General features: G+C 74.4%; 9 protein-coding genes and 1 riboswitch. Of the genes, 2 read left to right on the top strand and 7 right to left on the bottom strand.

Translation table 11 applies throughout. The features are described 5' to 3' along the window. The 7 genes from IE312_RS28395 to IE312_RS28365 all read right to left on the bottom strand — a co-directional run. Window positions 1–1,700: magnesium chelatase subunit D family protein (locus IE312_RS28395; RefSeq protein WP_189985151.1), on the bottom strand; the 1,700-nt coding region annotated here is incomplete at its 3' end. Then, window positions 1,697–5,347: a cobaltochelatase subunit CobN gene (gene cobN / locus IE312_RS28390; RefSeq protein ID WP_189985150.1), complete on the bottom strand. Its 3,651-nt coding sequence runs from the start codon at window positions 5,345–5,347 to the stop codon at window positions 1,697–1,699. The genes cobN and IE312_RS28395, both read right to left, overlap by 4 nt. Beyond that, window positions 5,344–6,852, bottom strand: a complete 1,509-nt coding sequence (locus IE312_RS28385; RefSeq protein WP_189985149.1) for a cobyric acid synthase — start codon at window positions 6,850–6,852, stop codon at window positions 5,344–5,346. The genes cobN and IE312_RS28385 overlap by 4 nt, the downstream gene beginning before the upstream one ends. Beyond that, the gene (locus IE312_RS28380; protein WP_189985148.1) at window positions 6,849–7,793 is read right to left on the bottom strand and encodes a cobalamin biosynthesis protein; all 945 of its coding nucleotides are present in this window, start codon (window positions 7,791–7,793) and stop codon (window positions 6,849–6,851) included. The genes IE312_RS28385 and IE312_RS28380 overlap by 4 nt, the downstream gene beginning before the upstream one ends. A 103-nt stretch (window positions 7,794–7,896) precedes the next feature. Further along, window positions 7,897–8,037: riboswitch (cobalamin riboswitch) on the bottom strand. A 124-nt stretch (window positions 8,038–8,161) separates the two neighbouring features. Next, window positions 8,162–8,389: a hypothetical protein gene (locus IE312_RS28375; protein WP_189985147.1), complete on the bottom strand. Its 228-nt coding sequence runs from the start codon at window positions 8,387–8,389 to the stop codon at window positions 8,162–8,164. 34 nt (window positions 8,390–8,423) lie between these two features. Next, window positions 8,424–9,677, bottom strand: coding sequence for an inorganic phosphate transporter (locus tag IE312_RS28370; protein ID WP_189985146.1), 1,254 nt, complete (start codon window positions 9,675–9,677; stop codon window positions 8,424–8,426). A 143-nt stretch (window positions 9,678–9,820) separates the two neighbouring features. Continuing rightward, window positions 9,821–10,756, bottom strand: a complete 936-nt coding sequence (locus IE312_RS28365) for a lysozyme (protein WP_189985145.1) — start codon at window positions 10,754–10,756, stop codon at window positions 9,821–9,823. A 202-nt stretch (window positions 10,757–10,958) separates the two neighbouring features. On the opposite strand from IE312_RS28365, the gene IE312_RS28360 reads away from it, so the two are divergent. Both IE312_RS28360 and IE312_RS42190 read left to right on the top strand, forming a co-directional pair. Further along, on the top strand, window positions 10,959–11,732 hold the full coding sequence (locus IE312_RS28360; protein ID WP_229900532.1) for a class II aldolase/adducin family protein: 774 nt from the start codon (window positions 10,959–10,961) through the stop codon (window positions 11,730–11,732). Window positions 11,733–11,934: 202 nt separating this feature from the next. After that, window positions 11,935–12,523, top strand: a 589-nt coding sequence (locus IE312_RS42190) for a DUF8805 domain-containing protein (RefSeq protein WP_502266994.1), incomplete at its 3' end; no start/stop codon positions are given.

Genomic DNA, 12,523 nt, shown 5'->3' with positions numbered 1-12,523 from the left:
GCCGCGAGCGGCGTACGCCCCCCGGTCGGCAGCGACTCCAGCCGCGCGGCGGCGGCGTCGACGGACGACGTCGGCGGCAGCGCGACCTCCGCGCCCGAGCCCCGGAACGTCACCAGCCCCACCTTGTCCCGGCGCTGGTAGGCGTCCAGCAGCAGCGACAGCACCGCGCCCTTCACGGCGCTCATCCGCTGCCGCGCCGCCATCGACCCGGAGGCGTCCACCACGAACAGCACGAGGTTGCCCTCACGCCCCTCCCGGGTCGCCTGCCGCAGGTCGTCCCGCCGGACCACCAGCCCCGGCCCGGACCGGCCGCGCGCCCGCTGGTGCGGCGCCGCGGCCTGCACGGTCGCCGCCAGGTGCAGCTTGGTCAGTGCACCCCGGGGCCGCCGGGAGCCGGTGGTCCGCCCGTGCTCGGTCCGGGCCCGCGAGCGCCGCCCGGCGGCACCCTCGCCGATCCCGGGCACGCTCAGCACCTTCGTCCGGAACGGCTCGGCGGCCCGTACCGCCGACTGCTCCCGCGCCCCGGACGGCTGCGGCTGCCCGCCCTCACCGGCCTCGGGCCGCGCGTCGCCGGCCCCGTCGCCCTGCGGGCCGCTGTCGGGCGCCGGCTGACCGCCGCCCCCACCGGGGCCGTCGGGGCCGTCAGGGCCGTCGGGGCCGTCGGGACCGGCATCGTCGTCGGGGGACTCGCCGGAGAACTGCTCCAGCGTCTCGTCCAGCTTGTCCTCGTCCAGGCCCGGCGTGTCGAACGGGTTGCGCCGGCGCCGGTGCGGCAGCGCCAGCAGGGCGGCCTGCCGCACGTCCTCGGCGAGCACGTCGGTCCGTCCGGCCCACGCGGCCAGCGCGGTCGCGGTCCGCGCCATCACGATGTCGGCGCGCATGCCGTCCACCTCGAAGGCGGCACAGGTCGCCGCGATCTGCCGCAGCGCCCCGTCGCCCAGCCGCACCTGCGGCAGCAGCTCCCGCGCGGCCACGATCCGCTGCCGTACGGCGGCCTCCTCCTGCGCCCAGCGCGCGGCGAAGGCGGCCGGATCGTCGTCGTAGGCCAGCCGGCGCCGCACGACCTCGACGCGCTGGTCGGGTTCCCGCGAGGCGGCCACCTCCACGGTCAGCCCGAACCGGTCCAGCAACTGCGGCCGCAGCTCGCCCTCCTCGGGGTTCATGGTGCCGACGAGCAGGAACCGCGCGGCGTGCCGCACGGACACCCCCTCGCGCTCCACGTAGGAGGCGCCCATCGCCGCCGCGTCCAGCAGCAGGTCCACCAGGTGGTCGTGGAGGAGGTTGACCTCGTCGACGTAGAGGATCCCGCGGTGCGCATCGGCCAGCAGGCCCGGCTCGAACGCCTTGACGCCCTCCGCGAGGGCCCGCTCGATGTCCAGCGCGCCGACCAGCCGGTCCTCGGAGGCGCCCACGGGCAGCTCGACCATCCGCGCGGGACGCCCGGTGCCGGGGCCGGGCTCGTGCGGCCCGTCCGGGCACTCCGGGTCCGGGGCGGCCGGGTCGCAGGAGAAACGGCAGCCGGGCACCACGGCGACGGCCGGCAGCAGCGCCGACAGCGCCCGTACGGCGGTTGACTTGGCGGTGCCCTTCTCGCCGCGCACCAGCACACCGCCGACCGCCGGTGACACGGCGTTCAGCAGCAGCGCGAGCCGCAGGTCGTCCTGGCCGACGACGGCCGTGAAGGGGAACGGGGTGGTCACTGGTCGTCCTCCAAGTCGCCTTCCAGCTCCAGGTAGGTGGCGCGCAGCCGCTCCAGGGTCTCCTGGTCCGGCTCCGCCCACAGGCCGCGGTCCGCCGCCTCCAGCAGGCGCTCGGTGATGCCGCGCAGCGCCCACGGGTTGGACTTCTTCATGAAGTCCCGGTTCTCCGGGTCGAAGACGTACTCCGCGCTCAGCTTCTCGTACATCCAGTCGTCGACCACGCCCGCCGTCGCGTCGTAGCCGAACAGGTAGTCCACGGTCGCCGCCATCTCGAAGGCGCCCTTGTAGCCGTGCCGGCGCATGGCCGCCATCCAGCGGGGGTTGACCACCCGCGCCCGGAAGACGCGGTGCGTCTCCTCGCCCAGCGTGCGCGTCCGCACCTGGTCGGGCACGGCCGAATCACCCACGTACGCCTCGGGGTTGGCACCGGTGAGGTGCCGGACCATGGCGACCATGCCGCCGTGGTACTGGAAGTAGTCGTCGGCGTCGACCAGGTCGTGCTCACGGGTGTCGACGTTCTTCGCCGCCACGGCGATCCGCTTGAACGCGGTCTCCATGTCCCCGCGCGCCGCCCGCCCGTCGAGCCCCCGCCCGTACGCGTAGCCGCCCCACACGGCGTACACCTCGGCGAGGTCGGCGTCCGAGCGCCAGTTGCGGGCGTCGATCAGCGGCAGCAGACCGGCGCCGTACGCGCCCGGCTTGGAGCCGAAGATGCGGGCCGTGGCCCGGCGCCGGTCGCCGTGCGCCGCGCTGTCCTCGTCCACGTGCGCCCGGACGAAGTTGCGGTCGGCCGGCTCGTCCAGCTCCGCCACCGCCCGCACCGCGTCGTCGATCAGCCCGACCACGTGCGGGAACGCGTCCCGGAAGAACCCGGAAATCCGGACGGTGACGTCGATGCGCGGGCGCCCCAGCTCCGCCAGGGGGACCACCTCGAAGCCGGTCACCCGGCGCGAGGCGTCGTCCCACACCGGGCGGCAGCCCAGCAGCGCCAGGATCTCGGCGATGTCGTCGCCCTGGGTGCGCATCGCGGACGTGCCCCACACCGTGAGCCCCACCGACCGGGGGTACTCCCCGGTGTCGCTCAGGTACCGCTGCACCAGCGAGTCCGCGAGCGACTGGCCGACCTCCCAGCTCAGCCGGGACGGAATGGCCTTGGGGTCGACCGAGTAGAAGTTGCGGCCCGTCGGCAGCACGTTCACCAGGCCGCGGGTCGGGGAGCCCGACGGGCCGGCCGGGACGTAACCGCCGTCCAGGGCCCGCAGGATGTGCCCGATCTCGTCGGTGGTGCGCGCCAGCCGCGGCACGACCTCGGCGCAGGCGAACTCCAGCACCGCGACCGCGTCCGCGAGTTCGGTGCCGAGCACGCCCCGCAGGACCGCCGGCACCACCGTGCGGTCCCAGGCCCGCGCCTCCATGGCCTCCGCGATCCGCCGGCACAGCTGCTCCAGCAGGTCGATCGCGTCGGCGCCGCTCCGCGCCGGGCCCTCGACCAGGTCGGTCAGCTCCACCGGTACCTTCACCGGCGCGCCCGGCTCGGCCAGCAGCTCCTTCTCCGTCAGCCCGAAGTGGGCGGCCAGGCAGGCCCGCAGGCCCGGCAGGGCATTGGCCTGCCCGCCCCACACCTGCGCGGCGCGCAGGACCGCCAGAACGAGGTTCACCCGGGGCTCGCCGACCGGTCCGCCGCCCAGGATGTGCAGACCGTCACGGATCTGCACGTCCTTGATCTCGCACAGGTAGCCGTCGATGTGCATGACGAACTCGTCGAACTCCTCGTCGTCCGGCTGTTCGTCCACGTGCAGGTCGTGGTGGAGCTCGGCCGCCTTGACCAGGGTCCAGATCTGGGCGCGGACCGCCGGGGCCTTCACCGGGTCCAGGTCGGAGACGAGCGCGTACTCGTCCAGCAGCTGCTCCAGCTTGGCCAGGTCGCCGTAGGTGTCCGCGCGGGCCATCGGCGGGACGAGGTGGTCGACCACCGTGGCGTGCCCGCGCCGCTTGGCCTGGGTGCCCTCGCCGGGGTCGTTGACGATGAACGGGTAGACCAGCGGCAGGTCGCCGAGGACCGCGTCCGGCGCGCAGCCGGCGCTCAGGCCGAGGCCCTTGCCGGGCAGCCACTCCATCGTGCCGTGCTTGCCCATGTGCACGATCGCGTCGGCGCCGAAGCTGTTGTCCAGCCACCGGTAGGCCGCCATGTAGTGGTGGGAGGGCGGCATGTCCGGGTCGTGGTAGATCGCGATCGGGTTCTCCCCGAAGCCGCGCGGCGGCTGGATCATGACCACGACGTTCCCGAACCGCAGTGACGCCAGCACGATGTCGTCGCCGTCGACGTAGAGGGAGCCCGGCGGCTCGCCCCACGCCTCCCGCATGGCCTCCCGCAGCTCCGGGTCGAGCTTCTCGAACCACGCCCGGTAGTCGGCCAGCGGCACCCGCGCGGGCGCGGCGGCCAGCTGCTCCTCGGTCAGCCACTCCACGTCGTGGCCGCCGGCCTCGATGAGCCGGTGGATCAGCTCGTCACCGTGGTCGGGGTACCCCTCGACCACGTACCCGGCGTCCCGCAGCGCGTCCAGCACCCGCACCGCCGACGCCGGCGTGTCCAGGCCGACCGCGTTGCCGACCCGGGAGTGCTTGGTCGGGTAGGCCGTGAAGACCAGCGCGATCCTCTTCTCGGCGTTCGGCTTGTGCTTGAGGCGGGCGTGCCGGACGGCGATCCCGGCCACGCGGGCGGCCCGCTCGGGGTCGGCGACGTACACCGGGACCTCGTCGGGGCCCTGCTCCTTGAAGGAGAACGGGACGGTGACCAGGCGGCCGTCGAACTCCGGGATCGCCACCTGCATCGCCGCGTCCATGGGGGACAGGGCCGCGTCGGACTCCTCCCAGGCGCTCCTGGAGGAGGTCAGGCAGAGCCCTTGCAGCACGGGGACGTCCAGGTCGGCGAGCGCGCCGATGTCCCAGGCCTCCTCGTCGCCGCCCGCCGAGGCCTGCGAGGCGTGCGTGCCGCCGGCCGCGAGCACGGTGGCCACCAGCGCGTCGGTCCGGCCCAGCAGCTCGTACAGCGCGGGGTCCGCGCCGCGCAGCGAACCGCAGTACACCGGCAGGGCGTTGGCGCCCTGGGCCTCGATCGCCTCGCACAGCGTGTCCACGAACGCGGTGTTCCCGCTCAGTTCGTGCGCCCGGTAGAACAGCACGCCCACGGTGGGGCGGCCGTCCCGGACCGCGTACGAGCCGTGCACGCCGAACTCCGGCATCCGGCGCGGCTCCTCGAAACCCTCGCCGGTGAGCAGCACGGTGTCGGACAGGAACCGCGACAGCTCCAACAGGTTGTCGGGGCCGCCCTCGACCAGGTACTTCAGCGCCTCCGCGACCACACCGGCCGGCACCGACGACTCGGCCATCAGCTCCGCGTCCGGCACGGCCTCGCCGCCCAGCAGCACGGTCGGGATGCCGGCCGCCTTCAGCGCGGCCAGCCCGTCCTCCCAGGCCCGCTTGCCGCCGAGCAGCCGTACGACGGCCAGGTCCGCGCCCTCGACCAGGCCCGGCAGTTCCCCGGCGACGTCGACCCGGGTGGGGTTGCCGATGCGGTAGCCGGCGCCGGAGGCCCGGGCCGCCAGCAGATCCGTGTCGGCGGTCGACAACAACAACACTGTGCTCATGCGGGCGCTCCCGGTGGAATGAAAGGCAGTCCTTGCGGCGCGCCCGACTCGATGAGCCGCCGGAGCGCGTCCGTGTCCGCGTGCTGTTCGATCAGGTCGCCGAGCCGGTCGAGCTGCTCCTCGCGCAGCGCGGCGAAGGAGGTGTCCGGCGCGGGCACGAAGCGGCGGCCCGCGGCGGCGGCCACCTCGCGCAGGAAGGCCCGGCGGAAGCCGTCCGACTCCAGCGAGCCGTGCCAGTGGGTGCCCCAGGTCTGGCCCACCCGGCAGCCGTCCAGGAAGGGTTCGCCGCCCTCGACGGTGGCGACGCCGTGGTGGATCTCGTAGCCGTCGACCCGCTCGCCGAGCGCTTCGCCGCTGGGCCGGGTGAGGGTCTTCTCGCGGGCGAAGCGCACCCGGACGGGCAGGACGCCGAGTCCGGGGACGGCTCCGGCGCGGGACTCGACCTCGTCCTCGATGTGCTCGCCGAGGATCTGGAAGCCGCCGCAGACGCCGAGGACCGGGCGTCCTTCCGCGGCCCGCCGGACGAGGGCCTCGGCCAGCCCCCGCTCCCGCAGCCACTGCAGCGCCCGCACGGTCCCGCGCGTGCCCGGGACCACCACGAGGTCGGCGTCCGCCAGTTCCTCCGGCCGGTCCACGAACCGCACCACGACACCCGGTTCGGCCGCCAGCGCGTCCACGTCGGTGAAGTTGGACATCAGCGGGACCGCGCACACCGCGACCCGCAGCACGTCCTCGCCGACCGGGGGAGCGACCGTGGACTCGCGGACCGTGCCCCGCAGCGACACCCTCAGTCCGTCCTCCTCGTCGATGCCGAGCCCGTGCCGGAAGGGCAGTACGCCGTAGGTGCGCCGCCCGGTGAGGCCGTGCAGCATGTCCAGGCCGGGCTCCAGCAGGGACACGTCGCCGCGGAACTTGTTCACCAGGAAACCGGCGACCAGCTCCTGGTCCTCGGGCGAGAGCAGGGCGACCGTGCCGAAGAAGGACGCGAAGACACCCCCGCGGTCGATGTCGCCGACGACGAGCACGGGCAGCCGCGCGTTCCGCGCGATCCCCATGTTGACGATGTCGGTCCGCCGCAGGTTGATCTCGGCCGGACTGCCCGCCCCCTCACAGATCACCGCGTCATACGTGCCCCGCAGCTCGGCCAGGCAGTCCAGCACCGTGCCCAGCAGCCGCTGCTGGCGTCCGCCGTGGTACCCGCGCGCGCTCAACTCGCCCACCGGCTTGCCCAGCAGCACCACCTGGCTGCTCTGCTCACCGCCGGGCTTGAGCAGCACCGGGTTCATCAGCGCGGTCGGCTCGATCCGGCAGGCCTGGGCCTGCATCGCCTGCGCCCGGCCGATCTCGGCGCCCTCGCGCGTCACGAACGAGTTGAGCGACATGTTCTGCGCCTTGAAGGGCGCGACCTTCACGCCCTGGCGGACCAGCCAGCGGCAGATGCCGGCCGTCACGACGCTCTTTCCGGCGTCGGAGGTGGTGCCGGCGACGAGGAGACCACCGTTCACTTCCCGCGTCCTTTCAGCAGTCGGCGCGCGACGAGCGTGCTGCCGAGGGCGAGCAGGCCGACGCGGCGGGAGAGCCGCACGGCCCGGTCGATGTCGGTGACCCGAACGGGCCGTCCGGTGGCGCCGTTGAGCACCGGACGGTGCTCGATGCGGCCGCCGTAGGAGAGCGTCCCGCCCAGGCGGACGCCGAGGGCACCCGCGAAGGAGGCCTCCACGGGCCCGGCGTTGGGGCTGGGGTGCCTGCGCGCGTCCGCCTTCCAGGCACGCACGGCCCCGCGCGGATCCGGTCCGGCCACGGCGGCGAGTACGGCGGTCAGCCGGGCCCCCGGCCAGCCGGCGACGTCGTCCAGGCGGGCGGCGGCCCAGCCGAAGCGGCGGAGACGGGGCGACTTGTGACCCACCATCGCGTCCAGGGTGTTCACCGCCCGGAACCCCAGGAGCCCCGGGACCCCGGCCACCGCACCCCACACGAGGGCACCGACGACGGCGTCGGAGGTGTTCTCGGCGACCGACTCGACCACGGCCCGCGCGAGCCCGTCGGCGTCCAGCGCCTGCGGGTCCCGGCCGCACAGGTGGGGCAGCCGCGCCCGGGCCGCCTCGACGTCCCCCGCCTCCAGGGCGCGCCCGATCGTGCGGGCCTCCCGGGCGAGCGAGGTGCCGCCGACGACGGCCCAGGTGGCGGCGGCGGTCAGCGCGACGGAGGCGGTAGGGCAGGGGCGTACGGCACGCGCGGCCAGTGCGCCGAGCGCGACGGCGCCACCGGCGCACACGGTGGTGTGCAGGGCGCCCCAGCCGCGGTGGTCGTGCCACAACGCGCCTTCCACGGCGCCCGCGGCCCGGCCGAACGCGGCGACGGGATGCCCCCGGCGCGGATCGCCGAGAAGCAGGTCCCCCAGGACGCCGGCGGCGGCGCCGTACGCGTACGTGCGATCGGCACCCATCGGCTCAGCCGGCCGTGGGAACAGGAACAGGCCTGGTACGGGTCCTCGATCGGCAGCCGAGCATGGCGATATGTGTCCTCACTCAGGGTGTCCGCGCCCTGGTTCGACGTGAATCGACGGTGAGAGTTCCTGGCTCCCGGGGTTCGTACCCCGGTGACAGTGGCGGGACCGCGCCGGATTCGCACCGGCTTCCTCTCCTGCCGTCGTACATGGCCCGGGCAGTCCACCACGCGCCCGGAACGGCCGTCAACTTGCCTTTGACCTGGGGCGCCGGACTGTGCTGAGGCCCACATCACGGAAGCGCCGCGGCCCTGCCGGAGCCCCGTGAAGGGGACGTCCGGCAGGGCCGCGGCTCGGTCCGGGGACCGTCAGGGCTTGGCGACGATCAGGTAGATGCCGTACGCCACCGCCGCCGCGCACGCCGCGAAGCAGAGGTAGGCGCCGGTCACCGCGAGCCCGGCGGACCCGCCCTGGGCCGCGGCCTTCTCCCGCCGGGACAGACCGTTGATGCCGAGGGTGAACAGGGCCACCAGGCCCACCGTGAACGCGAGGCTGACGCCGAAGACGGAGCCGAGGGCCGCCCAGTCGATCTTCATGGGGATGCTTCCTTCAGTAACCGTGTGCTCGGGGTCAGACCGCGGCGGCCGGCGGGACGGCCGGGGCCGTCTCGGCGGGGGCGGTGCTCTGCTGCGGGAACGCCAACTCCCGCTCGGCGGCGACCGCGCCGGTGGGCGGCGGGATCACGGCGGCGATGGCGGTGGTGACCACACCGGCCGGCTCGTCGGTCTCCTCCACCACGTTGGTGTGGTCGACGACCTCGCGGCGCGAGAGCTTCCAGATCGCGGCGCTCGCGGCGACGAGGAAGACGGCGACGGCGGCGGTGCCCCAGTCACCCAGGCCGGTGACCGACTCGGCACCGGCGCCGACCAGCGCGGCGGCCGGCAGGGTCAGCGCCCAGGCGACGAACATACGGGTCGCGGTGGACCAGCGGACCACACCGCCCTTGCGGCCCAGACCCGCGCCCATCACCGAGCCGGAGACGACGTGCGTGGTGGAGAGGGAGAAACCGAGGTGCGAGGAGGCCAGGATGGCGGTCGCGGCGCTGGTCTGCGCGGCGAAGCCCTGGCGCGGCTCCAGGTCGGTCAGGCCCTTGCCCATGGTGCGGATGATGCGCCAGCCGCCGATGTAGGTGCCGAGCGCGATGGCCAGACCGGCGGAGAGGATCACCCAGGTGGGAGGGTTGGAGCCGGGGGCGATCGAGCCGCCGGCCACCAGGGCGAGGGTGATGATGCCCATCGTCTTCTGGGCGTCGTTGGTGCCGTGGGCCAGGGAGACCAGGCCGGCCGAGGCGATTTGGCCGGCGCGGTAGCCCTTGCGGGTGGCCTCGCCGTCCGCGGTGCCGCCGATGCCGTAGGAGAACCGCGTGGCCAGCAGCGAGGCCAGGCCCGCCACGATCGGCGCGGCGACGGCCGGCAGCAGCACCTTGGTGACCAGGACGTCACCGTGGACGGCGCCGAAGCCGGCGGAGGCGACGGTGGCGCCGACCAGGCCGCCCATCAGGGCGTGCGAGGAACTGGAGGGCAGGCCCACCAGCCAGGTCAGCAGGTTCCAGAGGATCGCGCCGACCAGGGCGGCGAAGATGACCTCGGGACGGATGCCGGTCTCGTCGACGAGACCCTTGGAGATCGTGTTCGCGACCTCCACCGACAGGAAGGCGCCCACGAGATTGAGCACGGCGGACATGGCCACCGCGATCTTCGGCTTCAGGGCGCCCGTGGAGATGGTGGTGGCCATCGCGTTGGCGGTGTCGTGGAAACCGTTCGTGAAATCGAACGCGAGAGCGGTGACGACCACTATCGCGAGGATCAGCGAGAAGCTTTCCATTTACCCAGGCAATCGTTCGAGGTCATTGGCTGGTCGAACGTAGGCAACCTGGGTGAACGGAAGATGAACTGGGGCGGGCGCAAGGATGTCGGTAACGCGCGCGTGGGATTCCGCTTGCGGCCTCCGCCCCAGGCGCCCCTTGGCTACCGGCTCCGCGCCAGGATCCGCAGCCGGCTCAGCGGGCCGTTGAAGAGATTCTGGTCACCCGGCAGCCGGCCCTTGGTGGCGTACTGCCAGAACGTCCAGTAACGCCAGCCGCCCGGCAGCGTCCCCGGCCGCGAGGTGCCGTGCCGGGCGATCCACAGGGGGTTCGAGGAGGAGAAGGCGCGGCTGTTCCCGGTGCACAGCTTCCACCACTGGGTCGTGGTGTAGATCACCGGACGGCGGCCGGTCTCCCGCTCGACCTCGTCGCTGAAGGCCCGGATCCAGCGGACCATCCGGGTCTTGCCCAGCCCGTAGCACTTGTGGCGCGTGCTGTACGGGTTGTACTCGATGTCCAGCGCGGGCGGCAGCGTCCAGCCGTCCGCCCGCCAGCCGCCGCCGTACCGCACGAAGTACGCCGCCTGCCGGGTGCCGGAGGACCGGTCCGGCAGGGCGAAGTGGTACGCGCCGCGCAGCAGGCCGGCCTCGCGGGCGCCGGAGTACTGCCCCGAGAAGTAGGGGTTGCGGTAGGCCGTGGACTCGGTCGCCTTGACGTACACGAACCGGGCGCCCCTCGCCGCGGCGGTCGCCCAGTCGACGCGCTTCTGGTGCGAGGAGACGTCGTGCCCCCGGACTGACCCGGCGGCGAGCGCCGACAGCCCGGCGGGCTCGGAGATGCCTGCGGGCCCGGAGGTTCCGGCCGACTCGGAGGTTCCGGAGGCTCCGAAGGTTCCGGAGGTCCCGGCGGGCAGTGACGTTTCGGCTCCCGGCGGGGCAGCGGCCGGCGGTGAGGTGCGGGCGGTCCCGGCCCCTCCCGCCGGCCCGCCGGGTCCCGCCGGCCCGGCCGACGCGGGCGCGGTGCCCGCGAGGGCGAGGGCCGCCGTCGCCGCCGCGAGGACACCGGCGCGGCGGCGGGCAAGGGTGCGTTCACGGGCCATGCGTCTCCCCGGGGTGGCGGACGACCGCGGGCGGCGGCGATCGTCCCGTGGGCAAGAGAGGCCATTGAAGGCTCGTCGATCACCACATCCGTGTTGATCACGCGCGTTTCGGGACCGGATCCGCCCGTTCGGTCGTACGGTTTCCGGCCGGAACCGACCGGTCCCGACCAGTCCGGACCGGCCCGGCTGGCAGGATCACCCCATGGCTGAACCGCTGCGGAACACGGACGACGGAGACCGGCCGGGACGGGGTGCGGGGCACCGGGGCGGGGACCGTACCGGTCCGGGGGGCGGCCGGCCGGCCGGGGGCCGGGCCGCCGAGCCGGCCGAAGCCCAGGACGCGGCGCGGCTGTGGGCGGACGTGGTCGCGACGGCGCGCCGGACCGTCGCCGACGGGCTGGTCGTCGGCACCTCCGGCAACGTCTCGGCGCGCCTCGGCGACCTGGTGCTGGTCACCCCGTCCGGCGTCCCCTACGACCGGCTCACCCCCGCCGACCTCACCGGCGTCGACCTCACCGGACGCCAGGTGCTCGGCACGCTCGTGCCGACCAGCGAACTGCCCCTGCACCTCGCCGTCTACCGCACCACCGACGCCCGCGCCGTCGTCCACACCCACGCCGTGCACGCGACCGCGGTCTCCACGCTCGTGCCCGAGCTGCCGTCCGTGCACTACATGGCGGCCGCCCTCGGCGGGCCGGTCAGGGTCGCCCCCTACGCCGCCTACGGCACCGACGAGCTGGCCGGGAACATGCTCGGGGCCCTCGCCGGCCGCTCCGGCTGCCTGCTGCAGAACCACGGCACGATCACCTACGGCGCCACCCTGGACCAGGCCTACGACCGCACCGCCCAGCTGGAGTGGATGTGCCGTCTGTGGCTGACGGCGTCCTCGGTGCCGGGCCTCGCACCTTCCTTGCTGACGGAGGCACAACTCGCCGAGGTCGGGGAACGCTTGAAGGGGTACGGCCAACGGAGGTGACCCCTTGCCGAAAAGCGACCCTTTCCGCACCCCGCCGGCTCCGCTCGCCCTGCTCCGCGGCAGCGGCAGCGGCGCGAGTCGGCCCGGCGCCGTCCGGCGCACCGGCGCCCGGTGGCGAGCCGCCCTCCGCGTGGTGCCGGAACCGCCCGCACGGTCCGCCCCTCCGCTGGCCGCCCGTCGCGACCCCGCCGACACTGGACCCGTGCGCATCGTCCGGGCGACCGCCACCGCACTCACCGCGCTCCTGGCCGCCGGCACGGCCTCCGTGGTCGCCGGCCGGCTCGCCAGCGACGCCGCATTGAAGGCGCCGCCCGGCCGGCCCCTGCCCACCGAGCCACGCCTCACCGTGCACCGCACGACCGCCGGACAGATCACGCTCACCCGCGACCTGGCCACGCTGCGTCCCGGCACCTACGGCCTCGCCGGCGACGGCTCCCACGCGGTCGTCGGCCCCGTCGTGGAGGCGGCCGCGCACACCGCCGACACCGTCGTACGCCGCCTGGAACGCGTCACCCACGGCACCCTCGCCCCCGGTGACGCGGTCTGGCTCACCCCCAGCGTGTACGCCGGCGACCCCCGGACCGCCCTCGGCCTGGACCACGAGGACGTCGACGTGCCCGGCGACCTCGGCCCGCTGCCCGCCTGGTTCGTGCCCGGCCACCGGAACACCTGGGTGATCGCCGTGCACGGCCTCGGGGCCACCCGGGAGCAGGCCCTGAACGTCATGGGCTTCCTGCACCGCCGCCGGCTGCCGGTCCTCGCCCTCGCCTACCGCGGCGACCCCGGCGCCC

Source organism: Streptomyces capoamus (genome assembly GCF_014654935.1).
Taxonomy (GTDB): domain Bacteria; phylum Actinomycetota; class Actinomycetes; order Streptomycetales; family Streptomycetaceae; genus Streptomyces; species Streptomyces capoamus.
This window is presented reverse-complemented; position numbering and strand designations above follow the sequence as displayed.